Source organism: Rhizobium sp. CG4 (genome assembly GCF_023701965.1).
GTDB lineage: Bacteria > Pseudomonadota > Alphaproteobacteria > Rhizobiales > Rhizobiaceae > Agrobacterium.
Window position 1 is genome coordinate 479,342 of record NZ_JABAEG010000002.1, and the last position, 26,749, is coordinate 506,090.

The 26,749-nt window shown below is 55.8% G+C and carries 20 protein-coding genes; 9 read left to right on the top strand and 11 right to left on the bottom strand.

Annotated features, from left to right (window positions below; genetic code table 11):
- Positions 1 to 6 precede the first annotated feature (6 nt).
- The 6 genes from topA (at position 7) to rpmG (ending at position 7,664) form a co-directional block, all read left to right on the top strand.
- On the top strand, positions 7 to 2,700 hold the full coding sequence (gene topA, locus HGO37_RS07400) for a type I DNA topoisomerase (RefSeq protein WP_250982780.1): 2,694 nt from the start codon (positions 7 to 9) through the stop codon (positions 2,698 to 2,700).
- Positions 2,697 to 5,051 carry a ribonuclease R gene (rnr, locus tag HGO37_RS07405; RefSeq protein WP_250982781.1) on the top strand — a complete coding sequence of 785 codons (2,355 nt, stop codon included), beginning with the start codon at positions 2,697 to 2,699 and terminating at the stop codon, positions 5,049 to 5,051. Before topA ends, rnr begins: the two co-directional genes overlap by 4 nt.
- Before the next feature lie 38 nt (positions 5,052 to 5,089).
- Complete coding sequence (locus tag HGO37_RS07410; RefSeq protein WP_250982782.1) at positions 5,090 to 5,533, top strand: DUF983 domain-containing protein; 444 nt, start codon at positions 5,090 to 5,092, stop codon at positions 5,531 to 5,533.
- A 3-nt stretch (positions 5,534 to 5,536) separates the two neighbouring features.
- Complete coding sequence (locus HGO37_RS07415; RefSeq protein WP_250982783.1) at positions 5,537 to 6,214, top strand: NUDIX hydrolase; 678 nt, start codon at positions 5,537 to 5,539, stop codon at positions 6,212 to 6,214.
- 8 nt (positions 6,215 to 6,222) lie between these two features.
- Positions 6,223 to 7,407 carry an MFS transporter gene (locus HGO37_RS07420; protein WP_250982784.1) on the top strand — a complete coding sequence of 395 codons (1,185 nt, stop codon included), beginning with the start codon at positions 6,223 to 6,225 and terminating at the stop codon, positions 7,405 to 7,407.
- An 89-nt stretch (positions 7,408 to 7,496) separates the two neighbouring features.
- Positions 7,497 to 7,664, top strand: a complete 168-nt coding sequence (rpmG, locus tag HGO37_RS07425) for a 50S ribosomal protein L33 (RefSeq protein WP_003496403.1) — start codon at positions 7,497 to 7,499, stop codon at positions 7,662 to 7,664.
- Between the two features lie 1,065 nt (positions 7,665 to 8,729).
- Here rpmG and HGO37_RS07430 read toward each other — a convergent pair.
- Positions 8,730 to 10,100, bottom strand: coding sequence for a PleD family two-component system response regulator (locus HGO37_RS07430; protein WP_250982785.1), 1,371 nt, complete (start codon positions 10,098 to 10,100; stop codon positions 8,730 to 8,732).
- A gap of 19 nt (positions 10,101 to 10,119) precedes the next feature.
- Positions 10,120 to 10,491, bottom strand: coding sequence for a response regulator (locus HGO37_RS07435; protein ID WP_060641199.1), 372 nt, complete (start codon positions 10,489 to 10,491; stop codon positions 10,120 to 10,122).
- 131 nt (positions 10,492 to 10,622) lie between these two features.
- Between HGO37_RS07435 and HGO37_RS07440 the strand changes: the two genes are divergently transcribed.
- The 3 genes from HGO37_RS07440 (at position 10,623) to HGO37_RS07450 (ending at position 13,651) form a co-directional block, all read left to right on the top strand.
- Positions 10,623 to 10,931, top strand: coding sequence for a DUF3572 domain-containing protein (locus HGO37_RS07440; protein WP_192487580.1), 309 nt, complete (start codon positions 10,623 to 10,625; stop codon positions 10,929 to 10,931).
- A gap of 96 nt (positions 10,932 to 11,027) precedes the next feature.
- Entirely contained in the window at positions 11,028 to 12,302 is a 1,275-nt protein-coding gene (locus HGO37_RS07445) for a DNA polymerase IV (RefSeq protein WP_250982786.1), read from the top strand.
- A gap of 107 nt (positions 12,303 to 12,409) precedes the next feature.
- Positions 12,410 to 13,651, top strand: a complete 1,242-nt coding sequence (locus HGO37_RS07450; protein WP_250982787.1) for a L,D-transpeptidase family protein — start codon at positions 12,410 to 12,412, stop codon at positions 13,649 to 13,651.
- A 66-nt stretch (positions 13,652 to 13,717) separates the two neighbouring features.
- Here the strand turns inward: HGO37_RS07450 and dnaE are convergent, their stop codons facing one another.
- The 9 genes from dnaE to nuoN all read right to left on the bottom strand — a co-directional run bounded on the left by dnaE (position 13,718) and on the right by nuoN (position 26,748).
- Entirely contained in the window at positions 13,718 to 17,209 is a 3,492-nt protein-coding gene (gene dnaE / locus HGO37_RS07455) for a DNA polymerase III subunit alpha (protein WP_250982788.1), read from the bottom strand.
- Positions 17,210 to 17,603: 394 nt separating this feature from the next.
- On the bottom strand, positions 17,604 to 18,287 hold the full coding sequence (locus HGO37_RS07460) for an ABC transporter ATP-binding protein (RefSeq protein WP_192487576.1): 684 nt from the start codon (positions 18,285 to 18,287) through the stop codon (positions 17,604 to 17,606).
- A 15-nt stretch (positions 18,288 to 18,302) separates the two neighbouring features.
- On the bottom strand, positions 18,303 to 19,610 hold the full coding sequence (locus HGO37_RS07465; protein WP_192487575.1) for a lipoprotein-releasing ABC transporter permease subunit: 1,308 nt from the start codon (positions 19,608 to 19,610) through the stop codon (positions 18,303 to 18,305).
- A gap of 22 nt (positions 19,611 to 19,632) precedes the next feature.
- Positions 19,633 to 20,955, bottom strand: coding sequence for a proline--tRNA ligase (gene proS / locus HGO37_RS07470; RefSeq protein WP_250982789.1), 1,323 nt, complete (start codon positions 20,953 to 20,955; stop codon positions 19,633 to 19,635).
- A gap of 705 nt (positions 20,956 to 21,660) precedes the next feature.
- A complete protein-coding gene (locus HGO37_RS07475; RefSeq protein WP_250982790.1) occupies positions 21,661 to 21,933 on the bottom strand; it encodes a DUF1467 family protein in 273 nt (90 codons plus the stop codon).
- Positions 21,934 to 22,172: 239 nt separating this feature from the next.
- On the bottom strand, positions 22,173 to 22,577 hold the full coding sequence (gene mce, locus HGO37_RS07480) for a methylmalonyl-CoA epimerase (protein WP_250982791.1): 405 nt from the start codon (positions 22,575 to 22,577) through the stop codon (positions 22,173 to 22,175).
- An 89-nt stretch (positions 22,578 to 22,666) separates the two neighbouring features.
- Positions 22,667 to 24,334: a ribonuclease J gene (locus HGO37_RS07485; RefSeq protein ID WP_250982792.1), complete on the bottom strand. Its 1,668-nt coding sequence runs from the start codon at positions 24,332 to 24,334 to the stop codon at positions 22,667 to 22,669.
- Between the two features lie 198 nt (positions 24,335 to 24,532).
- Positions 24,533 to 25,294, bottom strand: a complete 762-nt coding sequence (locus tag HGO37_RS07490; protein WP_250982793.1) for a biotin--[acetyl-CoA-carboxylase] ligase — start codon at positions 25,292 to 25,294, stop codon at positions 24,533 to 24,535.
- Between the two features lie 11 nt (positions 25,295 to 25,305).
- On the bottom strand, positions 25,306 to 26,748 hold the full coding sequence (gene nuoN / locus HGO37_RS07495) for an NADH-quinone oxidoreductase subunit NuoN (protein WP_250982794.1): 1,443 nt from the start codon (positions 26,746 to 26,748) through the stop codon (positions 25,306 to 25,308).
- Between the last annotated feature and the right edge of the window lies 1 nt (position 26,749).

The window sequence follows — 26,749 nt, forward strand, 5'->3', positions numbered from 1 at the left end:
AATAATATGAATGTCGTCGTCGTAGAATCTCCGGCCAAGGCCAAGACGATCAACAAGTATCTCGGCCCAGGCTACAAGGTTCTTGCATCCTTCGGACACGTGCGGGACTTGCCAGCCAAGGATGGCTCAGTGCTGCCCGACCAGGACTTTGAAATGTCTTGGGAGGTCGATAGCGCGTCGCAAAAACGCATGAAAGATATCGCCGATGCCGTGAAGGCATCCGATGGCCTTATTCTGGCAACCGACCCTGATCGCGAAGGGGAAGCCATTTCCTGGCACGTGCTGGACCTGCTCAAGAAAAAGCGGGTGCTGGGTGACAAGCCGGTCAAGCGTGTGGTGTTCAACGCCATCACCAAGAAGGCCGTGCTGGATGCCATGGCGCAGCCACGCGATCTCGATATTCCCTTGGTGGACGCGTATCTCGCCCGCCGCGCACTTGATTATCTCGTTGGCTTCAATCTTTCCCCCGTTCTGTGGCGCAAGTTGCCGGGCGCCCGTTCGGCCGGCCGCGTTCAGTCAGTGGCCTTGCGCCTGGTCTGCGACCGCGAATCGGAAATCGAACGTTTCGTTTCCGAAGAGTACTGGAACCTTTCAGCGCTGTTGAAGACGCCGCGCGGTGACGAATTCGAAGCAAAGCTGGTGGCTGCCGATGGCAAGCGCCTGCAGGCCCGTGGCATCAAGACCGGCGATGACGCCAACCGCTTGAAAGCCCTTCTCGAAGGCGCGTCCTATGTCGTGGACAGCGTTGAGGCGAAGCCGGTCAAGCGCAATCCGGGCCCTCCCTTCACCACCTCTACCCTGCAGCAGGCCGCGTCGTCGCGTATGGGCTTTTCCGCCTCCCGCACCATGCAGGTGGCTCAGAAGCTTTACGAAGGTATCGACATTGGCGGCGAAACTGCCGGTCTGATTACCTATATGCGTACCGACGGTGTGCAGATGGCACCCGAAGCGATTGACGCTGCACGCAGTTCGATCGGCGAGCAGTTTGGTGCGCGTTATGTGCCGGACAAGGCGCGGTTCTATTCCACGAAGGCCAAGAACGCTCAGGAAGCGCACGAAGCCATTCGCCCGACAGATTTCAACCGCACGCCGGATCAGGTTAAGCGTTTTCTTGATCCTGATCAGTTCCGTTTGTACGATCTGGTCTGGAAGCGTGCGATCGCCAGCCAGATGGCGTCGGCTGAAATTGAACGTACCACCGTTGAAATTATTGCCACCAACAATGGCGAACAGGCTGGTTTGCGCGCAGTCGGCTCGGTCATACGTTTCGACGGCTTTATTGCCGCCTATACCGACCAGAAAGAAGATGGCGAACAGAGTGACGACGGTGACGATGAAGGCCGTCTGCCACAGATCAATGCGCGCGAGAACCTCGCCAAGCAGAAGATCAATGCCAGCCAGCACTTCACCGAACCGCCACCGCGTTATTCGGAAGCATCGCTGATCAAGAAGATGGAAGAGCTCGGTATCGGCCGTCCTTCCACCTATGCCGCGACGCTGAAAACGCTTGGTGACCGCGAATATATCGTCATCGACAAGCGCAAGCTCATTCCACATTCGCGTGGACGTCTGGTGACGGCATTCCTCGAAAGCTTCTTCACCAAATATGTGGAGTACGACTTCACCGCAGATCTGGAAGAAAAGCTCGACCGGATTTCCGCCGGCGAACTGGACTGGAAGCAGGTTCTTCGTGATTTCTGGAAGGACTTCTTTGCACAGATTGAAGACACCAAGGAACTGCGCGTTACCAACGTGCTGGATGCCCTGAACGAAGTTCTGGCGCCGCTGGTGTTTCCAAAGCGCGAAGACGGTTCCGATCCGCGCATTTGCCAGGTTTGCGGCACAGGCAACCTGTCTCTCAAGCTCGGCAAATACGGCGCGTTTGTTGGTTGCTCCAACTATCCGGAATGCAATTTTACCCGGCAGTTGAACTCGGAAGGCGCGGAAGCAGATGCGGCCGCTCTCAACGAACCAAAAGCATTGGGTGCTGATCCGCATACTGGCGAAGAGCTGACACTGCGCTCGGGTCGTTTCGGACCGTACATACAGCGTGGCGAAGGCAAGGATGCCAAGCGTTCATCCCTGCCCAAGGGCTGGAAACCGGAAGAGATCGATCACGAAAAAGCACTGGCACTGATCAATCTGCCACGCGATGTCGGCCAGCATCCCGAAACCGGCAAGATGATTTCTGCCGGCATCGGTCGTTATGGTCCGTTCCTGCTGCATGATGGTGGTTATGCCAATCTTGAAAGCGTCGAAGACGTATTTTCGATTGGTCTGAACCGTGCCGTGACCGTGATTGCCGAAAAGAAGGCTGCACCGGGACGTGGCCGTGGCTCGACGCCGGCTGCGCTGAAAACCCTGGGTGACCATCCGGATGGCGGCGCGATTACCGTACGTGACGGCCGTTTTGGTCCTTACGTCAACTGGGGCAAGGTCAACGCCACCATTCCGAAGGCGCAGGCCCCTGACAGTGTGACGATGGAAGAAGCCCTGGTGCTGATTGCCGAGCGCATTGCCAAGACCGGCACCGGTGGCAAGCCGGTAAAGGCAAAAAAGGCAACGTCGAAGGCCGCATCGGCTGATGGTGAGACCACGGCAAAGGCCAAGCCGAAGGCGGCAGCGAAAAGCAAGACAGCTGCCAAGCCCAAGACCGCAGCGAAGAAGGCTGCACCGAAAGCAAAGAAGGCGGAATCGTGAGCAAATCCCCACGCAAGACAACCGGCTCCTCCAACGATGGGTTCGGAAGAACAGGGCGTGGAAAACGGGTGAGCGAAAGCGAAAACATTGTGCACGGCCAGGTACCGCCGCGCGACGTGCTGCTGCGTTTTATTGCCGACCATCCCGAACAGGCATCGAAGCGCGAAATCGCCAAGGCTTTTGGCCTGAAAGGTGAAACCCGTGTCGAACTGAAAGCCCTGCTGAAGGAGCTTGAAGTCGACGGCATGGTGCAGAAAAACCGTAAGTCGCTGGTACGGCCGGGTGCGTTGCCGCCCGTCACCGTTCTCGACATTACCACCCGCGACAAGGATGGCGAACTGATTGCGCGGCCGGCCGAGTGGCTGGACGAACAGGGCGTTGCCCCCGCCGTTCTGATCCGCCAGTCATCGCAGGACCGTGGCAAGAAGGCGCCGACAGCCGGTCTGAACGACCGCGTGCTGGCCAAGATTTTCCCCGCCAAGGATCGTGGTGGCCCTGCCTATACGGCCCGCATCATTAAAATTCTTGACCGCCGTCAGGGTGCGCTGCTTGGCGTTTTCAAAGCCACCCCCGGTGGCGGTGGACGCCTGATGCCGATCGAGCGCCGTGGCGATGAAATGGTCATCGACCCGGAAGGTGTCGGCACCGCGCAGGACGGCGATCTGATAGAAGTCGAAGTTGGCCGCAACAGCGGTCGCTATGGCCTGACACGCGCCAAAGTACTGTCGGTCGTCGGTTCCGTTGCCTCTGAAAAGGCGATCTCGATGATCGCCATCTATGCCCATGGTATCCCGCACATATTCCCGCAAGGTGTGATGGACGAGGCCGATGAGGCCAAGGCTGCGACAATGACGCACCGTGAGGACTGGCGCGACCTGCCGCTGATCACTATCGATCCGGCCGACGCGAAGGACCATGACGATGCGGTTTATGCCGAGCCTGATACATCGCCTGACAATCCCGACGGCGTGATCGTGACCGTGGCGATTGCCGATGTCTCCTGGTATGTCCGGACCGGCTCGCAGCTGGACAGGGAAGCGCTGAAACGCGGCAACTCCGTCTATTTCCCTGACCGTGTCGTACCGATGCTGCCGGAGCGTATTTCGAATGATCTCTGCTCGCTGAAGGAAGGCGTCGACCGCCCTGCCCTTGCAGTGCGCATGACCTTCTCCAAGGAAGGCCGCAAGGCTGGCCATACCTTCCACCGCATCATGATGAAGAGTGCGGCGAAACTCTCCTACCAGCAGGCGCAGGCCGCCATCGATGGCAAGCCTGATGACAAGACCGGCCCGCTGCTGGAGCCGATCCTCAGGCCACTGTGGCATGCCTATGAGATCATGAAGCGCGGGCGCGATCGTCGCCAGCCGCTGGAACTCGACATGCCGGAACGCAAGATCCTGTTGCGCCCCAATGGCACCGTGGACAAGGTCATCATTCCAGAGCGGCTGGATGCCCACAAGCTGATTGAAGAAATGATGATTCAGGCCAATGTGGCCGCCGCTGAGACGCTGGAAAAGAAAAAGCAGCCGCTGGTCTACCGTGTTCACGACACGCCATCGCTTGCCAAACAGGAAACGCTGCGCGAGTTCCTCAACACCCTTGGCATTTCCATGACCAAGGGTGGTGCCATGCGTGCCAACTCATTCAACGGTATTCTGGAGCGTGCCCTCGGCACGCCACACCAGATCATGGTCAATGAAATGGTGCTGCGCTCGCAGAGCCAGGCAATCTACAGCCCTGACAATATCGGCCACTTTGGCCTGAACCTGATGAAGTATGCCCACTTCACATCGCCGATCCGCCGATATGCCGACTTGATCGTGCACCGTGCGCTGGTCGGTTCGCTTGGCTTTGGTGAAGGCGGCATCACGCCAACCGAAGAAGGCATGCTGGACGATATTGCGGCCGAAATCTCGACATTCGAGCGCCGCGCCATGGCCGCCGAACGGGATACGATCAACCGCTTGATTGCCCACCACCTCTCAGAGCGGGTCGGCGAAGAATTTGAAGGTCGAATCTCCGGCGTCACAAAAGCGGGACTTTTTGTCGCGCTACCTGACTATGGTGCAGACGGCTTCATACCCATATCTACACTTGGCACGGACTATTTCATCTATGACGAGGCGCATCAGGCTCTGACAGGTGAAAAGACCGGGCTTGGCTATCAGCTTGGCGACACTGTTCAGGTTCGCCTCGCTGAAGCTGTGCCTCTGGCCGGTGCGCTTCGGTTTGAAATATTGAGTGAAGGTCGCAAAATGCCAACTGCTACGCGGTCCTTCCACAAGGCGGGTCGCAAGACCTCAAGGGTATCGGCAAAACCGGGTACACGACCACCAAGACGGCGCAGATAACACAGGCGGATAAGAGCCGCCAGAAAAAGGAAGCAGTCATGAGTGCAGATAACAGCCATGATACCGTGACTTTTGGCGACTCGACAAACGACCGTCCCACAGGACGTTCCATCATGCGCGGTATTCGCGGCACCTGCCCGGCCTGTGGCAGCGGCAAGCTTTTCCGTGCTTGGCTGAAGCCTGTGCATGAATGTGCAGCCTGTGGCGAAGAAATGCACCACGAGCGGTCTGACGACCTGCCGCCCTATATTTCCATCGTGATTCTCGGCCACATTGCCGTTGGTGGTTTCATGATGACCGACATGATCATGGCGGTGGAGATGTGGGTACACTTCGCCATCTGGGTGCCGATCACCATTCTGGCCGCACTCGTGACGCTGCAACCGATCAAGGGCGGTGTCATCGGCCTGCAATGGGCGCTGAAAATGCATGGTTTCGGACGAGAGCCGGACAAGGTGCAAATCGACGGTTCATCGTTCTAAACAATGTCACCGGACAGGGGTGTAACGCTTCCGGAGCAACGTTTCGCGGCAACACGGCCGCGCGACGCCGCATCGATCATCCTGATAGACCGCAGCAGCGGTACCCCTAAAATCCTGATGGGCAAACGTGGAGCCGGACATGTTTTCATGCCCGGCGTTTATGTTTTTCCCGGCGGTCGGCGCGACCGTTACGACCACACCCTGCCCTTTACCGGCGATCTTGACCCTATGGTGCATTCAGGACTGCGCAAACGCGTCACACGGCCACTGGGCGCCGGTGGCGCACGGGCGCTCGCGCTGGCAGCACTGCGCGAATTGCATGAGGAAACCGGGCTGCGCGCCAGTTCATCCACAACTCATGTGCCGGATCTTTCACGCCTGCGATTTGTGGCACGCGCCATAACGCCACCTGGCCATATCAGGCGCTATGACACACGTTTCTTCTGCGCGTTTACCAATGAAGCCGGTGTAGATCCCGGTGCGTTACACGATACGGATGAACTTGTTGACGTGTCATGGCTTGACACGGACGCACTTTGCAGTCTGAACATGGCGCAAATTACGCGCAGCATTCTCGAAGATGTCACAAAGCTCATGATAGTTGATCCAGCGCTATCCTTTGAAAACGCGGTACCGTTTTATTTCATGCGTCACGGACTTGCCGTCCGCGAGCACCTTTGAAGGTCTATATGACAAAGCCTGAAACCTGCGGTACCTATCCCACCGACAAAATTCACTGGCCTTCGCTGTTTGCGGCAATTGCCGCGATCAGCGCCGTTGGCGTGGCAATAGGGCTTGGCCTGCCGTTGCTGAGCATGATTCTCGAAAAGCGCGGCATATCGTCGACGATGATTGGGGTGAACTCTGCGATGGCTGGTGTAGCCTCGATGCTCGCCGCGCCGCTGACGTCAAGACTGGCGCATGATTGCGGTGTGGCGCGCACGATGATTATTGCCGTGTTCATCTCGGCCATCAGCGCGCTCGGCTTTTATTTCGCTGACGCCTTCTGGATGTGGTTTCCGCTGCGCATCGTCTTCCATGGCGCGACGACCACGCTTTTCATTCTCTCCGAATTCTGGATCAATGCCACCGCCCCTCCCTCAAAGCGCGGCATGGTGCTTGGCATGTATGCTACCGGCCTTGCCGTTGGTTTTGCGGCCGGCCCTCTGCTGTTTTCGCTGGTTGGCAGTGATGGCATCACGCCGTTTGTGACAGGCGCAGGTGTAATCCTGCTGGCGGTGATTCCCATCTTCCTCGCCCGCAAGGAAAGCCCGCGGCTCGACGAAAAGCCGAATCATCACTTCGCCCGCTATATCTGGCTGGTGCCAATGGCTTCGGCTGCCGCCTTTGTGTTCGGATCGGTGCAGGCCGGCGGCCTTTCGCTGTTTCCGATCTATGCGACGCGCGAAGGTTTTAACGAATCGCAGGCAGCCCTGCTGCTGACGGTGATGGGTGTGGGCAACATGGCCTTCCAGATCCCGATCGGCCTGCTCTCCGATCGCCTCAAAGACCGGCGTCTGCTGCTGGGTTTGATGGCGCTTTTAGGCTTTGTCGGCACGCTGACCCTGCCATTTCTGGTGCAAAGCTGGGCTTTGCTGGCCTCCATGCTGCTTTTGTGGGGCGGCTGCGTCTCTGGCATGTACACGGTGGGCCTGACGCATCTGGGCTCACGTCTGACCGGCTCTGACCTTGTTTCAGCCAATGCGGCCTTCATTTTCTGTTATGCGATTGGCACGATCAGCGGTCCACAGATCGTTGGCGTGTCGATGGATTTGAACGGAACCAATGGTTTTGCTTGGGCTCTCGCCGCATTTTTCGCGTTTTATGTGGTTCTTTCCATTGCACGTTTGGTTTTGAAGTCAAAACAGGCTTGACTTTTTGGGCGCGATCCGTAGTTTCGCGCCAGATTTAGCCGGGATCGAACAGGTCAGCGGCTCACTATTTTGTTAAAGGCAGGACGACCATGGCGAAAGCTACAACAATCAAGATCAAGCTGCTGTCGACAGCCGACACCGGTACTTTCTACGTCACCACCAAGAACAGCCGTACGTTCACGGACAAGATGACGAAGACAAAGTACGATCCAGTCGTACGCAAGCACGTTGAATTCAAGGAAACGAAGATCAAGTAATCTTCTCCTGGAATTTGCAGTTTTCAAAAAGCGCGCTTTCATCCGAAAGTGCGCTTTTTGCATTCAGGCCCCTCGCCTGTTTTCTTTGGTGCAGCATGACAGCACAAGCCGTCATTTAGGGCGCCGTATCGTCATGGCGAACATGCTGTCGCTGGCGACGGTGCGACGCGGCCCCTTTTTCTACTCCACGACAGATATCACAGACATTGTGCCTACGGCGCGCAAGCGCGCACAGGCAGACAGATGTGACAATGCGACCAGATGGATCGACCGTTATTGTTAGATAAGTTTTGCGAGAGAAATGGGGGTCGGTCGGAGTTGCAGACGGTACGAGGAACCGTTTAGTGCACTCCAACCGACCGACCCCACGACCCAGGAGATGCGGCGGACCTGAGCATCATGGGGTATCTTACCAGGCTGGATACTACGGCCAATAGACCAAGTAAAAACCAACCCTGAAACACCATAGACAAGTAACTTGCGGTTATTTCTGTCTCTGTGCTTGCGCACAATTCACGAAAGTTATGCCGTTGAACCAAACGTCGCGCAAACGATGAAAAAAATCAACAACTTCTTAAAGCAAGGCCATTTTGAAATGCAAATATGGTTAAATATGACCATAAGCGGCACAGTATTTATTCAAGTGAACATAGCACTTACATAAATAAAGTAAAATACACCCAAGTAAAAATTCCTGATTTCCTAAAGAGCGATAGTCTTGACTTGAAGAGCCGCGCGATCTGGCGAAAATGGTGAGAGCATCATCAAAAATCTGTGATGAAATATATCAATGATTAGGCAGAGGAAATATTCCAACTGCCGCTACGTTACGTGACAAATTGACAAATCGCAAAAAAAGAGCGCGAAAATACAGGCACGAAACTATGCCTGATCGCTCAAAGATTGGGCCATGTTATCCACAAGCCAAATGATCGCAATACCTGAATTCTGAGGGCCGATAATTCGGGAATTCGAATACACACGGCTACCGCCCCTCTAAAGAGGCTCGAAAGGCGTGGCACTTAACGTTGGACTATTTTGGGGATGTGATGTCGCGGCCGGCCGTCAGGCGGCTGCGGCCACAACGCGGTTACGCCCTGCCCGCTTGGCATCATAGAGCGCATTGTCTGCTTCTTTCAGAAGCTGTTCAGGCGTCTCGACATTGGGGCTGTTGCACGAGATGCCCAAAGACGCCGTGATATTGATTTCCTGGCCGGAGGAACGCAGGACGAAAGGTTTGCCCTCAATGCTCATACGCAGGCGCTCAGCGATGTTGGCGGCCATTTCCGCCGTAGTATCCGGCATGACCACAACAAACTCTTCTCCGCCATAACGGCAGGCCAGATCCGCACCGCGAACCGTAGCACGCAGGCGGGCGGCAAATTCCTTCAGAATTTCGTCGCCGGCATCGTGACCATAGGTGTCGTTGACCACCTTGAAGCGGTCAATATCGGTAATGCATACCGACAATGACCGGCCACGGGTTGCGGCACGGTTGAACAGCACCTTGAGGTGATTGTCGAGATAACGGCGATTATGCAGCCCCGTCAGGCCATCGGTGACGGCAAGCTCAATGGAGTGCTGAACGCTGCTGCGCAGGCGGTCATTGTAACGCTTGCGCTTCAACTGCGTCAGTGTGCGAGCCACAAGCTCGTTGGGGTCCAGCGGACGGGTAATGTAATCGTTGACGCCAAGATCAAGCGCACGCACGATCATGTCCTCGCCACCCTGCTCCGCAATAAGCAACACTGGCAGGAACCGTGTACGGTCGAGCGAGCGCAACTGTGAGCACAGACGCAAGGGGTCGTAGTCATCAAGACTGCTGCTAACGATGACCAGTTCAAAGCCCTGCTCCGCAGCCTCGAAGATCGCCGCCTGCGCATCGGAAATGGCTGTCACTTCCGCGACTGGCTTCAACATCTTGATAATGCGTTCCTGAGAGTTCGCACGCGGATCGACCAGCAGCACCTGCCCCGGCTCCTCGATGCGACCTTCATCGCGCAGAAGATCTTCAATGCCGATGGCACGCGCGGTTTCCGCACGCATGCGCAATTCGTCGCTCATAGTTTTCAGGCGAACGAGGCTTTTGACGCGAGACACCAGTTGCAAGTCATTGACCGGCTTGGTCAAAAAGTCATCGGCACCGGCCTTGAGGCCACGTACCCGGTCGGACGGCTGATCGAGTGCGGTTACCATGACGACGGGAATATGCATGGTGCGCGGATTGGATTTCAATCTTTCGCAGACTTCAAAACCATCCATGCCCGGCATCATGATGTCGAGCAGGACAATATCGACCTGGGTGTTGTTGCAAATCTCGAGTGCCTTGAAGCCGTCTTCTGCGGTCAGAACATCAAAATACTCAGCAAGCAGACGTGCTTCCAGCAACTTTACGTTTGCCGGGATATCGTCAACGACCAGAATTCTTGCTGTCATTATCAGTCCTCAAATGCCTTCAGGCATCGCCAAGGTAGGTTTTAATAGTTTCAATAAATTTGGGAACGGAGATCGGTTTGGAGACGTAAGCTTCACAGCCGCCCTGACGAATACGTTCTTCGTCACCCTTCATCGCAAATGCAGTTACGGCAATAACGGGAATGACGTGCAATTCATCGTCTTCCTTCAGCCACTTGGTCACTTCCAGACCGGACACCTCCGGCAACTGAATATCCATGAGAATGAGGTCGGGCTTATGTTTACGTGCCAGATCAAGGGCTTCCATGCCATTGCGTGTCTGGATCGTGGTATAACCCGACGCCTCGATCAAGTCGCGAAAGAGCTTCATGTTAAGCTCGTTGTCTTCAACTATCATGACCTGTTTTGGCATAGCGACAATTCCTCAATGCGCCTTGAAACCATGCCACCGACATATAAGTGTGTCGCAGAACCGATTCCATCGTATATAGTTTAACGACGCTAATGCGATTTGGTTGAAAAATAGGTAACTTCGGCGAAGAAATGCTGCGAGACAAAAAAACAAGTGCTGCCGCCACCGCAAAACCGGAAGAAACAGCCGCCGCCATACTTGGCTGGCTGGCCAATGAACCCGACTTGCTTTCCCGCTTTCTGGCGCTGAGTGGCCTGCAGGCCAATATGCTGCGACATGCCGCCAGCGACCCCGGCTTTTTTGCTGGATTACTTGATTTTCTGATGAGCCACGAGCCTGACCTGATGGCATTTTGCGCAGCAACAGAAACAAAACCCGAGGACGTTGCTGCCGCGTGGCACCATTTTTCCGGTCCGGGTCTCGATTCGGGTGTGTATTGAACCCACTCACCCGGGTTTCTTTTATAGGTCTGTCTTGAGTAAATTCCGGCAACAGAATAACGTGGCGAACGTTCATTCTTTGTTCCTGAGTTGACCATGACAAAACACGCCCCCGGTTTTTGCCGCGATTGTCTGGCCGGTCAGCCCGATGGTATTCGCCGTTGCCAGAAATGCGGCAGCCCTCGCCTTGTCTATCACGGCGAACTTTATGATCTCAGTCTGGCGCATATAGACTGCGATGCGTTTTACGCTTCGATCGAAAAGCGCGACAATCCTGATCTGATGGACAAGCCCGTGATCATCGGCGGTGGCAAACGCGGTGTCGTTTCGACCGCCTGTTACATTGCCCGCATTCATGGCGTTCGCTCGGCCATGCCGATGTTCAAGGCGTTGGAGGCCTGTCCCGAGGCGGTTGTCGTCAAACCCAACATGGAAAAATACAGCACGGTTGGCCGTCAGATCCGCAGCATGATGCAGGAACTGACGCCGCTGGTGCAGCCACTGTCCATAGACGAGGCATTTCTCGATCTGTCCGGCACCGAACTTCTGCATCATGATCCGCCTGCCCGCGTGCTGGCCAAATTTGCCAAGCGCGTGGAAAAGGAAGTCGGTATTTCGATTTCCGTCGGCCTGTCCTACTGCAAGTTTCTGGCGAAGGTGGCGTCAGACCTGCAAAAGCCACGCGGCTTTTCGGTGATCGGGCAAGAGGAAGCTGTCAGCTTTCTGGCCACCCGCCCCGTCACCACCATCTGGGGTGTCGGCAAGGCCTTTGCCGCGACGCTGGAGGCCGATGGCATTCGTTTGATAGGCCAGTTGCAGGTGATGGAAGAAGACACGCTCATGCGCCGCTATGGCACGATGGGACAGCGGCTTTACCGCCTGTCGCGGGGCATTGACGACCGCACGGTGCATAACAACGACCCGATCAAAAGCGTGTCGTCCGAAACGACTTTTTTCAACGATATTTCGCGGCATGAGGACCTTGTGTCCATTCTGCGATCGCTATCGGAGAAAGTTGCCTGGCGGTTGAAAAAGAGCGGCATAGCCGGGCATACCGTTGTTTTGAAAATGAAAACTTCCGATTTCAAAAGCCGCACCCGTAACAAACGACTGGATGACCCAACGCAGCTTGCAGATCGTATTTTCCGCACCGGTCTCAGCCTGCTGGAAAAGGAAACGGATGGTACAAAGTTCCGCCTGATCGGCATTGGGGTGTCTGATCTCAGCGATGCCCACATTGCCGACCCGCCCGATCTCATTGACCAACAGGCGTCACGGCGTGCGGCGGCGGAAGCTGCCATGGACAAGCTGCGCGACAAGTTTGGCAAGGCCAGCGTTGAGACCGGCTATACGTTCGAAGTGAAAAAGTAGGCTGTAAAACGGCGCAATTACACGAAGTCGTGAAGGCGCTTAAAAACTTCATTAAATGCTAATTGATAAACTCCAGGCCTCTGTATTGCGTTGGAGTAAGTAGCCCCATGGTATTGCGTCTTTTTCTGGGTGCTTGTCTTTTGTCGACTTCCGTACTGGCACAAAGTGCCTTTGCGTATGATTCCGCAGGACTGCAAATTATCGTCTCAAAAAGCACCCAGTCTCTTGCCGTTTATGACAATGGCGAACTGATAAAAACCTCAAAAGTTTCGACCGGCAAACCCGGTCATGACACGCCGACCGGCATTTTCTCAATTCTTGAGAAACGCAAATACCACGAATCGAATATCTATTCGAATGCGCCGATGCCCTTCATGCAGCGGTTGACATGGTCCGGTATTGCGCTTCACGAAGGCAAGGTGCCGAACTACCCTGCCTCGCATGGCTGTATTCGTCTGCCGGCCGGGTTTGCCCAATTGCTTTATGGCAAGACAGAGCGCGGCGTGCATGTGATCGTGTCAGAAAAACCGGTTGAGCCGCAGCGCATCTGGCACAGCACATTGTTCCAACCATCCGTTGAACAGCCAGATGGCAATCTGCTGCTGTCCGATGTCGAGTTGCGTCCCGCCTCCTTCGATCCTTCATTGAAGGTGGAAGTGGCGATGAATGAACAGACCAATTCGGTGACGCCGGAAACGGTCGTTAAACCGAACACCAAACCGATGCGTATCCTGATTACACGACGCGGTGATCGGGAAAAGATGGTCGACATCCAGACCATGCTCAACACGCTTGGTTTTGACGCCGGTAAGACCGATGGCCAAATGGGACAGATGACCATCAGCGCCATCAATGGCTTCAAACGCTGGAAGGGCCTGAGCGAAAAAGGAACCGCTGTTACCGATGCATTCGTGACAGCGCTTTATGCGGCGAGCGGTTACGACGCCCAACCTGCCGGGCAGCTTCAGGTACGCCAGGACTTCAAGCCACTGTTTGAAGTGCCTGTTGGCATCAAGGACCCCAACCTGCCGCTTGGCACACATTTTATGGAAGCGACGGCCGTTGACCACGCCAATGGGCGGGCCGACTGGTATTCGATCACGCTCGAAAACCACCTGCCTGCCGCCACAATGCGCAGGCTCGGCATCGATGCGGACAAATTTGAATTGCAGGAAAGCGCCAGCGAAGTTCTCGACCGGATCGACATTCCCAAGGAAGCGCGCAAGCGCATCGAAGACCTGCTGGTCGCTGGCACATCGATTACCATTACCGACCTCAGTCACTTCCCCGAGACCGGACAGGGCACCGATTTCATTACCATCACCAAGACGATACGACGCCCGTCGTAACCGCCAGATTTCGGTTCCTGTCTTATCGCCCCGCAGACAAAACGGGGCGATAATTGTTTTAAGGCCTTACATCAATTCGACGTCGACAATGCCGGGAGCTGCCCGCAAGGCAGCGGCAATTTCCGGTGAGATGCGGAATTTTTCGGTCAATTCCACCTCGATCTCGCGCTGCCCGTCATCCTTGATCACGATGAAGGACACCAGACCATCGCCCTTGGCGTTGAGGTGTTTGGCAATCATTTTAAGCGGACCGGAATCGCGGACAAAAACCCGCAATGCCTTCTGCATCGAGACGGATTTTTCCTCCAGTGACTGAGCGGTCAGAATACGAAGGCCGATGCCTTCAGGGCGCTCATCCGCCTGAACGGTGATAACAAGCGATTTGCCAACTTCCAGCAGATCGCGGTACTGGCCAAGCCCTTCCGAAAACAGAACAGCCTCATACTGACCGGACGCATCCGAGAAGGTCACGATGCCCATCTTGTTACCGGTCTTGGTCTTGCGCTCCTGTTTTCCGGTTACCGTACCGGCCAGGCGACCGGCAGTCGCGCCCTGTTTTACCGCGACGGTAAAATCGGCAATGTTCTGCACACGCAGCTTTTCGAGCGTTGCACGGTAGGTATCGAGCGGATGGGCGGTTAGGTAAAAGCCAAGAACCTGATATTCTCGAAGCAGCTTTTCAGAGGCAAGAAACGGCGAGAAGGTTGGTAGTGCAAGCCGTTCCGGACCATTGGCGCCACCGGAGCCGAACATGTCCGACTGGCCGCTGACGCGGTTTTCCTGTGCCAGCTGCGCAAAACCGATAACGCGATCAAGACCACCAATCAGTTCGGCACGGTCACGTCCGAAACAATCGAAGGCACCGGCATTGATCAGGCTTTCAAACACACGCCGGTTGATCTGTTTTGGATCGATGCGCTGGCAGAAATCCTCAAGGCTGGCAAAGGGTTTGTCACCCCTCACCTCAACTATGTGGTCAACGGCGCCTTCACCGACGCCCTTCAAGGCCGCCAGCGAATAATAGATGCGGTTTTCACCCGTCTCGAACTTGCGGAACGACGTCTGCACCGAAGGCGCGACGATTTCGATGCCCATACGCGAGGCGTCCTGACGGAAGTCGTTGATCTTTTCGGTGTTGGCCATATCAAGCGTCATCGAGGCGGCAAGGAATTCCACCGGATAATGCGCCTTCATATAGGCCGTCTGGTAGGAGACGATCGCGTAGGCAGCTGCGTGCGACTTGTTGAAGCCGTAGTTGGCGAACTTGGCCAGAAGATCGAAAATCGTGTCGGACTGCGCCTTCGACACATTGTTCTTCATCGCGCCTTCGACGAAACGTTCGCGCTGCTTGTCCATCTCCTCCTTGATCTTCTTACCCATCGCGCGGCGCAGAAGATCGGCCTCGCCGAGCGAGTAACCGGAGAGAACCTGGGCGATCTGCATCACCTGTTCCTGATAGATGATAACGCCCTGCGTTTCCTTCAGCAGGTGGTCGATCATCGGATGGATTGATTCCAGCTCTTCCTCACCGTGTTTACGGGCATTGTAGACCGGAATGTTTTCCATCGGGCCCGGACGATAGAGCGCCACAAGCGCAATAATGTCCTCAATGCAGTCGGGGCGCATACCAATCAGCGCCTTACGCATGCCCGCACTTTCCACCTGGAACACGCCGATGGTTTCACCACGCGACAGCATTTCGTAGGTCTTCTGATCATCCAGCGGAATGCCGGCCAGATCGACATGAATGCCGCGCTTGGCAACAAAATCCACCGCGACCTTCAACACGGTCAGGGTTTTCAGACCCAGAAAGTCGAACTTGACGAGACCGGCGCTTTCAACCCACTTCATGTTGAACTGGGTTACCGGCATGTCGGAGCGCGGATCGCGGTACATCGGCACCAGCTTCGACAGCGGACGGTCGCCGATCACGATACCGGCAGCGTGGGTCGAGGCGTGGCGGTAGAGACCTTCGATCTTCTGGGCGATATCCAGCAGACGCGCCACCACCGGCTCAGCCTCTGCCTCTTCACGCAGTCTCGGTTCTTCTTCGATTGCCTTGGACAGCGGTGTTGGATTGGCCGGGTTGTTGGGCACCAGCTTACAGATCTTGTCGACCTGACCGTAAGGCATTTCCAGCACGCGACCAACGTCACGCAACGCCGCACGGGCCTGCAACGAACCGAAGGTAATGATCTGTGCTACCTGCTCGCGGCCGTATTTCTGCTGCACATAGCGGATCACCTCTTCGCGGCGGTCCTGGCAGAAGTCGATATCGAAGTCGGGCATCGATACGCGTTCAGGATTGAGGAAGCGTTCGAACAGCAACGAGAAGCGCAGCGGATCAACGTCGGTAATGGTCAACGCGTAAGCAACCAGAGAGCCCGCACCGGAACCACGGCCCGGACCAACCGGGATATCGTGGTTCTTGGCCCATTTGATAAAGTCGGCAACGATCAGGAAGTAGCCGGGAAATTTCATACGCTCGATAATGCCGAGCTCAAAGTCCAGTCGTTCGCGGTATTCTTCCTCGGTATAGCCCGCAGCGATACCGAGCTTTTCGATGCGCATATCCAGGCCTTCAACGGCCTGACGGCGCAGTTCTTCCGACTCCGCCTTTTCGGCAGCATCGGTATCGTCACTGGCGCCGGTAAAGCGCGGCAGAATAGGTCCGCGCTTTTTCAGCACGTAGGAGCAACGATGCGCCACTTCGACGGTGTTTTCCAATGCCTCCGGCAAATCGGAAAACAGTTTCACCATTTCCTCGCGGCTTTTGAGATAATGGTCTGGCGTCAGGCGAAAGCGGGTATCATCGGAGACGATCGCGTTGTGGGCCACGGCCATCAACGCATCATGGGCCTCGTAATCGGCGCGTGACGGAAAAAAGGCTTCGTTGGTGGCAACCAGCGGCACGTCGTTCTCATAGGCAAGCGTCAAGACACGGCGCTCATGCGCCCGGTCATAATTGCCCTGCCGCTGCAATTCCATATAAAGGCGATTGCCGAACAGGCCCTTGAGGGCCAGTAAGCGCTTCTCAGCCAGGGCGGTGTGCCCGTCTTTCAGGGCCATATCGACAGGGCCGCCAGAGGCGCCGGTCAGTACGATCAGCCCGTCATTATCGCCTTCTTCCAGCCAGGAGCGATTGACGCGCACCGACTGGCCACTTTCACCATCGAGATAAGCGCGACTGATGAGATCCACCAGACGCTCGTAACCCGCAGCGGTGGCTGCGAGGAACACAAGGGCGGGAAGTTTTGCGAGATTGTTCGAACGCCGTTCTTCAATGGCGTCTTCCATATCAACGGAAACCTGACAGCCGATAATCGGCTGCAAGCCCTCATCACGCGCCTTTTCCGAAAATTCCAGTGCCACAAACAGATTGTTGGTGTCGGTTATGGCAATGGCTGGCTGCCCATCGGACACCGCCTTGGACATAACCTTTTTAAGCGGCAACGCGCCTTCCAGAAGCGAATAGGCCGAGTGAACCCGAAGATGAACGAAACCAGGTGTTCCACTGGCCTGCCCTGCATTTCCATTGGTGGAATTGGTATCACTCATGCGCCGCATATCCCGTGTTCTGAATCACGGGGATTTTCTGATGTTCAGCCCGCAAAGTCCACAGCCAATAGCACAGAACAACGATGACGACCGCACATACACGCTGTTATGTGCGGCAAAAATATCAGAGTGCAGTGAGGATCATAGAAAAGCTGGCAACAAAGACAGCGATGGAAGCGAAGGCGGCAACGTCACGGATCATGTCGGTCATTGTACTCTCCTTACTCGTTATGTTTCCATTTTGTTCTCATTTTGTTTCAGAGTCAATATGTTTTTTAGGTCTCTTTTAAATTCCGTTGCGGCGTGAAAGTTCCCGCCTGATGTGCGCGCAAAAGAAAACCCGGCGCGGTGGCCGGGTTCTCCTCAAACTCAGGTCATGTGATGTGCGGCAAAATCAGAAGCTGACGATCTTGCCTTCGGAGATCGTGACGCGACGATCCATGCGTGCGGCCAGATCGTGATTATGGGTCGCAATCAGCGCCGCAAGACCAGACTGGCGCACCAGCGCTTCCAGCGCTTCAAACACATAATGGGCCGTCTCGGGATCGAGGTTGCCGGTTGGCTCATCGGCCAGCAGCAGAAGCGGTGCATTGGCAACGGCACGGGCAATGGCCACGCGCTGTTGTTCACCACCGGAAAGCTCAGCCGGGCGGTGATCGGCACGGTGGCCAATCCGCATGTAGTCAAGAAGCTGTGCGGCGCGCTGACGGGCTTCCTTGTCGGAAAGACCGGCAATCAATTGCGGCATCATGATATTTTCAAGCGCGGTGAATTCCGGCAGCAGGTGATGGAACTGGTAGACGAAACCGATATCGCTGCGGCGGATTGCCGTTCGCTTGTCATCCGCCAATGTGCCACAAGGCAAACCATCGACATAAACCTCACCCTCGTCCGGGTGCTCCAGCAAACCAGCAAGATGCAGCAGCGTGGATTTACCCGTGCCCGACGGTGCGACCAGCGCAACAATCTCGCCGCTTCGCAATTCGAACTCGGCATTGTTGAGAATATGGAGGACACTGTCGCCCTGCCCGTAACTTCTATGTACGCCCGTCAGCCGCAACGCGATGTTTCTGCTCATGATATGTCGCGTTCCTTATTCGTATCGCAGAGCCTGCACAGGATCGAGCTTTGAAGCCCGCCATGCCGGAAAGATCGTGGCAATGAACGACAGCGTCAACGCCATGATGACAACGGAAATGGTTTCACTGATATCCATTTCAGCCGGAAGCTGGCTGAGGAAATAGAGCTGCGGATCAAACAGCACCGTACCCGACACCCACGAGAAGAACTGGCGGATCGATTCCACGTTCAGGCAGACAATCACGCCGAGCAGAACACCGGCAAAGGTACCCACAAGACCAATCGCAGCACCGGTCATGAAGAAGATACGCATGACCGCTCCGGAACTTGCACCCATGGTGCGCAGAATGGCAATGTCGCTACCTTTATCCTTCACCAGCATGATGAGGCCGGAAATGATGTTAAGCGCTGCGACAAGCACGATCAGCGTCAGGATCATGAACATTACGTTGCGTTCAACCTGAAGGGCAGAGAAGAAAGTCTGGTTACGCTGACGCCAGTCGGTGATGTAAATCTGCCGACCTGCGGCTTCTTCCACCAGTGGACGCAGTGTATCAACCTGATCTGGATGCTCAACGAACAGTTCGATCGATTGCACCAGACCATCGGCATTGAAATAAAGCTGCGCTTCGGGAAGTGGCATATAGACCATCGAGGCGTCATATTCCGACATACCGATCTCGAAAACGCCTGATATCGTGTAGGATTTGACGCGCGGATTGACACCCATCGGCGTGATGTCGCCTTCCGGCGCAATCAGGGTGATCTGGTCACCGGCTGTGACACCAAGTGACGAGGCCAGGCGGGAACCGACCAGCACGCCCTCACCGGACATGTACCCCACGAGATCGCCGACCTTGATGTTGCTGGAAACCTCTTTCAGCTTCTCAAGGTCCTCGCCGCGCACGCCGCGCACCAGCGCGCCGCTGCCTGCACCGGCGCGCCCCTGCGCCAGCGTCTGACCTTCCACCAATGGCAGCGCCATGGTGATGCCCTTGATGCCTGCAAATTTCTTGGCCAGTTCGTCGTAATTGTTAAACGGGCTATCAATGGGCTGCACGACCATATGGCCGTTAATGCCCAGAATGCGGGAAATCAGCTCGGTGCGGAAACCGTTCATCACCGCCATGACGATGATGAGCGTTGCCACACCCAGCATAATGCCAACAAAAGAAAAACCGGCGATCACCGAAATGAACGCCTCCTTGCGGCGGGCGCGCAGGTAGCGCCACGCGACCATGCGCTCAAAGGCCGAAAACGGCCGCGCAGCGGTATCCTTCACGGATTGACCAGCAGCGTTGTCAGCCCCGGCTTGTGCCATCTCGTCTCCCCGCCTCAGCCGTTCAGCCGAGGACCCTGTTCAATGCTGCTTCGATCGTGACGTTTTCACGTTCGCCGGTCTTGCGGTTTTTCACTTCAACTTCACCATTGGCAACCGAACGTGGTCCAACGATGATCTGCAACGGAACACCGATCAGATCGGCCGTTGCGAACTTCTGACCGGCACGGTCGTCGGTATCGTCGTACAGCACATCCTTGCCGGCATTTGTCAGCGTATAATAAAGCTTTTCGCATGCGGCGTCGGTCGATGCATCGCCTGCCTTCATGTTGATGATGACAACATCAAATGGGGCAACCGAATCCGGCCAGATGATTCCGTTTTCGTCATGCGATGCTTCAATGATGGCGGGAACAAGGCGTGTTGGTCCAATGCCATAGGAACCCATGTGGACAAGGTGTTCCTTGCCATCCGGACCCTGCACCTTCGCACCCATCGGCTCGGAATATTTGGTGCCGAAATAGAAGATGTGGCCAACTTCGATACCGCGCGCCGAAATGCGCTTGTCTTCCGGCATCGCGTCGTAAGCGGCTTCGTCATGCATTTCAGACGTCGCTGCGTAATCCGAGGTCCAATCGTCAAACACCGCCTGCAGGCCGGCGACATCATCGAAATTGGTGTCGGCAGCAGGAATGTCGCGGTCGAGGAAGCTCTTGTGGCAGAAGACTTCCGATTCACCGGTGTCGGCCAGAATGATGAATTCATGGCTGTGGTTGCCACCGATCGGGCCGGTGTCAGCACGCATTGGGATGGCGCGCAGACCAAGACGCGAGAACGTGCGCAGGTACGCGGTGAACATCTTGTTATAGGAATGAATGGCGCCTTCCTTCGTCAGGTCGAAAGAATAGGCATCCTTCATCAGAAACTCGCGCGAGCGCATGGTGCCGAACCGTGGACGCAGCTCATCACGGAACTTCAGCTGAATGTGGTAGAGGTTCAGCGGCAGGTTCTTGTAGGATTTGACGTAAGAACGGAAAATGTCGGTGATCATTTCCTCGTTGGTTGGGCCGTACAGCATCTGGCGATCCTGACGGTCCTTGATGCGCAGCATTTCCTTGCCGTAATCCTCATAACGGCCGCTCTCCTGCCACAGCTCTGCGGACTGCAGTGTTGGCATCAGCAGTTCAACGGCGCCGGCACGGTTCTGCTCTTCACGCACGATCTTGTTGACCTTGTCGAGAACGCGCTTGCCCAGCGGCAGCCAGGAATAAATGCCCTGCGAATGCTGGCGGATCATGCCTGCACGCAACATAAGGCGATGCGAAACGATCTCCGCTTCCTTGGGATTTTCCTTGAGGATGGGCATGAAATAACGGCTGAGACGCATATCGGATTCCGTGACTTTGGCGATCCGGACTCTCCTGCCGGGAATCGCCGCAACAAAGGGCTGTTTGCGCCGTTCATAAACGTTTCCCAGACAGAAGGAAACCCGGCACTGGACAACACCAGAAACCACGCACATGACGATTTTGCGACATCAATATCCACTATTACTGATTGTCGCAGAATATTTTTGTCGCTTGCGTTGCGACATATCGCCCAATAGGGAATTTTTTGCCGACTGTAGCAAAAATGCAAAAAATCTAATGACAAGCATCGGAGATTGGGCTAGCTTTAGCTCATAAAACAGGCATGAAGAACAAATTCCTGCCAATTTCGCGGTCAGTCTTGGGAGGATCAGATCTTAGGCGCGCTTCGTCGCTGCCCCGGCAACGGTTACAGATCACGCGAAAATTAGAAAACAAGGCTTCAACGCCTTGTTTTTTTTTGCCTTTTAGCAACCCCTTAAACCGGGCGACGCAAATTTCGGCCAAATTGCGACTGTCAAGTCCACTAAATCACTCGAAATACTCTGTGCCGCATGTTCATGACAGGCATGTGACGGCAAATTTGTTGTGAAAAGACTCATCCCCTCACAAATAAGGGTCGAGCATCCACCTGCACTGATTTCGGCGTCGAAACCCGCCACTTTGTACACTCTCAGAGTGTGCACAAAACGCTGTCTGTGCGTCGAATGATGCAGTGTGCAACATCACCGATTGAACATCGGGAACAGCTCAAAGATGTCTTCGAGCTCAAAATTGAACCACCAGGTCAAAAACAGCCAGGACGCAAGCAGTGCAGCCGAAACGGCGGTGTTGAGCGCGATGACCTTCAAACCGCGGAAACGGGCTGGAGCACTTGCTACCGTGCCGGGTTCAACCGCCCCCTCTTCCGCCTGCGTCCGCAAACCAATGGGCAGCACGATAAACAGCGTGGTCCACCAGATGACGAAGTAGATTGCGAAATACGAGAGAACGGTCATGGGCACCTGCTATCCGGTTTGGAGCGCATCTTTCCCGACTGGTACGTGCGACGGGAAGACAGGCTGTTATGGGCAACTATAGGCAAACAAGGCTGGCGCACAAACAATGTTTTCAACAGTCTTCTGTGGCCAAGCGCATAAATTGATTCACTTTTTCGCGGCAAGGCATTGTTTCAGAATCGCTTTATCAAACGCCAAGAATTGAGAAACCACTTGAAGTGCGGCTTGCCAGGTCTGTTTCAGACCTGCTCAAGCTCGATCAGCGTGCCGAAAAAATCCTTGGGATGGAGAAACAGCACCGGTTTGCCATGCGCACCGACTCTGGGCTCACCATCGCCCAAAACACGCGCGCCGGACTGTTTCAGCTGGTCACGTGCAGCAAGGATGTCCTCCACCTCGTAACAGATGTGATGCATGCCGCCGGCCGGATTTTTAGCGAGAAAGGCAGCAATCGGCGACGCGTCGCCAAGCGGCTCCAGCAGTTCAACCTTGGAATTGGGAAGTTCGACAAATACCACGGTTACGCCGTGTTCCGGCAACGCCTGCCGTTCTGACAGGCTGGCTCCCAGCATCCGGCCGTAGGCCGCCTCTGCCGCGCCAAGGTCAGGCACCGCAAGTGCCACATGGTTGATACGTCCGAGCATAGCCTCCTCCCCGAAGCCTGTGGGCCGGCAGGATATGGGCAGTTATACCTGCCCATATCGTTTTAGAATGACGTTCTGGCCACCGTCTGTCAGACTTTGGTCAGGAATACCGTTACAACAGGCTTTTTGCCCCAACTCTGGTGCGCTGTGGAACGCACGGCGCGGCGCACCGCTTCACGCACCATGTCGAGGTCCTTGCGCTTGCTGCGTGGAATGCTCTCCACAGCGCCAAGAACGGCGTCATAAAGCGTATCTTCCATATCCTCGCCTTCGTCATCGAACTCCGGCAGGCCAAAAGGTACAACGTCCGGATCGCCAACAAAGTCGAAACGGCTGTCGAGCACGACGTTAACAGAGACATGACCCGCGAAGGACAGCTTGCGTCGGTCGCCGATGCCCATTTCCTCGAAATCACCCATCAGCTTACCGTCCTTGAAGACACGGCCATGCGGCGCATCATCAATGACCTCTACCGGACCGGGCGCCAGACGCAGGATATTGCCGTTGCGAACTTTCGGTACTGTCTTGATGCCAGCCTGCTCTGCCAGTTCCTTCTGGGCCACCAGATGAGCGGCTTCACCGTGCACAGGCACGAGAATCTGGGGACGGGTCCACTCATACATTCTCAACAGTTCGTTGCGACGGGGGTGACCAGAGACATGCACCAAGGCCTCATTGTCGGTAACGATATGCACGCCCTGCTCGATCAGGCCGTTCTTGATATCGATAATGGCCTTTTCATTGCCGGGAATGGCGCGGGATGAGAACACCACCGTATCACCGGCCGCCAGCGCCACGTTGCGCATCTCATCGCGTGAAAGCTTGGCAAGTGCGGCGCGTGCTTCGCCCTGAGATCCGGTGAGGATCAGCACCACCTTGTCACGTGGAATGTAACCATACTCATCTTCTGCCAGGAATGGCTTGATGCCTTCCATGATACCGATGTCGTGGGCAACGTTGACAACGCGCTTCAGCGAGCTACCAAGTAGCAGCACTTCACGGCCAGCGGCTTCCGCCGCCTGCGCAATCGACCGGATACGGCCGACATTGGAGGAGAAAGTGGTAATGGCCACCCTGCCCTCGGCATTTTCAATGATCTGGCGCAGACCTTCCGACACTTCATGTTCGGATGGCGAAACACCGTCACGGAGCGCATTGGTACTGTCGCACATCAGTGCCAGTACCCCCTCATCACCCAGCGCACGGAAACGGGCCTCATCAGTCAAAGGCCCAAGTGACGGTGCGTCATCGATTTTCCAGTCGCCGGTGTGAATGACGTTACCCAGTGGCGTACGGATAACAAGCGACATTGGCTCGGGGATGGAATGGTTGACGCCCACGGCCTCAATTTCAAATGGCCCGACATTGATACGGTCGCCAGCCTTGAACGGCGTGATCGGGATTTCAGCACGGGTGCCTTCGTAATTGCGCTTGGCTTCCAGCATGCCTGCCGTAAAGCCCGAGGCGAAGACCGGCACGTTGAGGCCCGGCCACAGATCATTGAGCGCGCCGTAATGGTCTTCATGGGCATGGGTAATGATGATGCCCTTGAGATTGTTTTTCTGCGCCTCGATGTAGCTGATGTCAGGCAGCACCAAATCAACACCCGGCAGATCCAGACCGGCAAAGGTTACACCGCAGTCCACCATGATCCACTGGCGTTTGGCAGCCGGGCCATAACCATACAGCGCCAGGTTCATACCAATTTCGCCAACACCACCCAGTGGCAGGAATACGAGTTCATCCTGTTTCGACATTGTTCTTTTCCATATCGCGGCGAAACGGGACCGGTACCGATCGTTGTTTCATCACCGCTTGCAAACATCGGCATTTACTTAAAACCGCCAGTTTCACGGAGCCGATGCGCACCCGCCGTGACGCCTTGCGATTACCGAGCTGCAAGGATGCTCCAAGTTCAAAGGTGTTGCCTGCGATACCGAAGTTGCGGTTACCGGTCAGGTGCCACCAAAAAATACATCGCCGGCGGCAATGGCGCGTGAGGGGCCATCGTCTTCGTCCAGCAGAAGGAAACCATTATCATCAATTCCGGTGAAACGCCCGGAAATGGAACGATCCGGCAGATTGACGGTAATCCGCTCACCAATGCCGCAGGCCGCAGCCCGCCAGGCATTCATGATCTCGGCAACACCCTGCCCGCGGTTCCAAATTTCCAATACAGACGCCGTTTCGCGGAACAGATGGGCAAACAATTCATCGGGTGAACAGGACGCACCATGTTCCGACAACATCGTCACCGGATAGGCCGGATTATCAGGCTTGTGGGCGATATTGATGCCAATACCGCTGACAACGGCGCGGCGTCCGTCACTCAAGAATTCCGCTTCCATCAGGATGCCACAGGTCTTCTTGCGACCAATCAGGACATCATTCGGCCATTTGATCTCCAGTGGCTGTCCACCTGTTGGCAAAACCGTGCGCAGCGCACGATAAACACCAAGCGCAAAGGCCAGTGGCAAGGAGCCCATTTGTTCAGGCGCAGATGGATAGATCAGAAGAAGGGAAGCGTAGAGATTGCCGCGCTCTGAGACCCAGGGTCTGCCGCGCCGGCCACGCCCGCCTGTCTGGCGGGCGGCGGTAACCCAGAGATTACCAGTTTCGCCCGCTTTTGCGCGGGCGAAACATTCAATGTTGGTCGATGAGGTTTCATCCAGACCCTCGTGCCGGAATTCATCAAGGAAATTCCGGCCGGGTCTCATGCTGGTTCCGCTCAAAAGAATGTCTTGGCTGCAGCGTTGACTGCGTTACCGACAGGTCCGCCGAACAGAATGAAGCCGAGAACGAAGAGACCGGACAGCGCATACACAATGCGGTGTTCGATAGCTGGGCGCTCAAATTCACCCTTGGCATCGTCAAACCACATCCCCTTGACCACACGCAGGTAGTAGAATGCACCAACAACCGAGCCAACCACGCCGATGATAGCCAGTGCATAGAGCTTGGCTTCGATGGCTGCCAGGAACACGAAGTACTTACCGAAGAAGCCTGCCAGAGGCGGAATACCGGCCAGCGAGAACATCAGTGCGGTCAGGACAACGGCCATGAACGGGTTGGTGGAGGACAGGCCTGCGAGGTCGTCGACATTCTCGACATTGCCGATTTCCTTGCGGCGCATGGACAGAATGCAAGCAAAGGTGCCAAGCGTCATGACCATGTAGACAGTCATGTACATGACAACGCCGGAGATGCCCGCTTCCGTGCCAGCGGCAAGACCAACCAGCGCGTAACCCATGTGACCGATGGAGGAATAGGCCATCAGACGCTTGATGTTGCGCTGGCCGATAGCGGCAAACGAACCAAGCAACATGGATGCAATCGAGATGAACACGACGATCTGCTGCCAGTCGGCAAATACCGGCTGGAAGGCTTCAACCACGATGCGGACCAGAATGGCCATCGCGCCAATTTTCGGAGCAGCGGACAGGAACGCAGTAACCGGGGTTGGTGCGCCTTCGTAAACGTCTGGCGTCCACATGTGGAACGGAACGGCAGAGATTTTGAATGCGAGACCGGCCAGCACGAACACCAGACCGAAGACCAGACCGAGCGAACGGGTTTCAGAGGTCAGAACCTTGGCAATTTCTTCAAAGCCGGTGTTGCCGGTGAAGCCATAGACCAGCGACATGCCGTAGAGCAGCATACCGGAGGACAGCGCGCCGAGCACGAAGTACTTCAAACCAGCTTCCGTGGAGCGCAGGCTGTCACGGTTGATGGCGCAGATGACGTAGAGAGCAAGCGACTGAAGTTCCAACGCCATGTAGAGCGAGATCATGTCGTTTGCCGAGATCATCAGCAAGATGCCGAGGGTGGCAAGCACCAGCAGCACCGGATATTCGAAGCGCCCTATCGGCTCAACGCGGTTGTGGCCGATAGTCAGGATCATCGCCACGATCGAACCGATCAGGGCAATCACCTTCATGAAGTTACCGAAAGCGTCGGCGATGAAAGCGCCGCCGAAAGCGACGCCACTTGCGGGGTTAAAGACGATCCAGAGACCCGCAATGACGAGCAACGCAACTGCGAGGCCCGTGACTGTCGTTGTCGACTTGTCGCCCGAGAATACGCCAACCATGAGCAACGCCAGGGCACCGACCGCAAGGATCAGTTCCGGTGTCGCGATATGCAGACTGGCTAAGAGGAGTTCAGCGGTCATG

What these genes read in the sequence shown, in the direction of transcription:
- topA (WP_250982780.1), top strand. Translation starts at nt 7, where the DNA reads ATGAATGTCGTCGTCGTAGAATCTCCGGCCAAGGCCAAGACGATCAAC.
- HGO37_RS07410 (WP_250982782.1), top strand. Translation starts at nt 5,090, where the DNA reads ATGAGTGCAGATAACAGCCATGATACCGTGACTTTTGGCGACTCGACA.
- HGO37_RS07415 (WP_250982783.1), top strand. Translation starts at nt 5,537, where the DNA reads ATGTCACCGGACAGGGGTGTAACGCTTCCGGAGCAACGTTTCGCGGCA.
- HGO37_RS07420 (WP_250982784.1), top strand. Translation starts at nt 6,223, where the DNA reads ATGACAAAGCCTGAAACCTGCGGTACCTATCCCACCGACAAAATTCAC.
- rpmG (WP_003496403.1), top strand. Translation starts at nt 7,497, where the DNA reads ATGGCGAAAGCTACAACAATCAAGATCAAGCTGCTGTCGACAGCCGAC.
- HGO37_RS07430 (WP_250982785.1), bottom strand. Translation starts at nt 10,100, where the DNA reads ATGACAGCAAGAATTCTGGTCGTTGACGATATCCCGGCAAACGTAAAG.
- HGO37_RS07435 (WP_060641199.1), bottom strand. Translation starts at nt 10,491, where the DNA reads ATGCCAAAACAGGTCATGATAGTTGAAGACAACGAGCTTAACATGAAG.
- HGO37_RS07440 (WP_192487580.1), top strand. Translation starts at nt 10,623, where the DNA reads ATGCTGCGAGACAAAAAAACAAGTGCTGCCGCCACCGCAAAACCGGAA.
- HGO37_RS07445 (WP_250982786.1), top strand. Translation starts at nt 11,028, where the DNA reads ATGACAAAACACGCCCCCGGTTTTTGCCGCGATTGTCTGGCCGGTCAG.
- HGO37_RS07450 (WP_250982787.1), top strand. Translation starts at nt 12,410, where the DNA reads ATGGTATTGCGTCTTTTTCTGGGTGCTTGTCTTTTGTCGACTTCCGTA.
- dnaE (WP_250982788.1), bottom strand. Translation starts at nt 17,209, where the DNA reads ATGAGTGATACCAATTCCACCAATGGAAATGCAGGGCAGGCCAGTGGA.
- HGO37_RS07460 (WP_192487576.1), bottom strand. Translation starts at nt 18,287, where the DNA reads ATGAGCAGAAACATCGCGTTGCGGCTGACGGGCGTACATAGAAGTTAC.
- HGO37_RS07465 (WP_192487575.1), bottom strand. Translation starts at nt 19,610, where the DNA reads ATGGCACAAGCCGGGGCTGACAACGCTGCTGGTCAATCCGTGAAGGAT.
- proS (WP_250982789.1), bottom strand. Translation starts at nt 20,955, where the DNA reads ATGCGTCTCAGCCGTTATTTCATGCCCATCCTCAAGGAAAATCCCAAG.
- HGO37_RS07475 (WP_250982790.1), bottom strand. Translation starts at nt 21,933, where the DNA reads ATGACCGTTCTCTCGTATTTCGCAATCTACTTCGTCATCTGGTGGACC.
- mce (WP_250982791.1), bottom strand. Translation starts at nt 22,577, where the DNA reads ATGCTCGGACGTATCAACCATGTGGCACTTGCGGTGCCTGACCTTGGC.
- HGO37_RS07485 (WP_250982792.1), bottom strand. Translation starts at nt 24,334, where the DNA reads ATGTCGAAACAGGATGAACTCGTATTCCTGCCACTGGGTGGTGTTGGC.
- HGO37_RS07490 (WP_250982793.1), bottom strand. Translation starts at nt 25,294, where the DNA reads ATGAGACCCGGCCGGAATTTCCTTGATGAATTCCGGCACGAGGGTCTG.
- nuoN (WP_250982794.1), bottom strand. Translation starts at nt 26,748, where the DNA reads ATGACCGCTGAACTCCTCTTAGCCAGTCTGCATATCGCGACACCGGAA.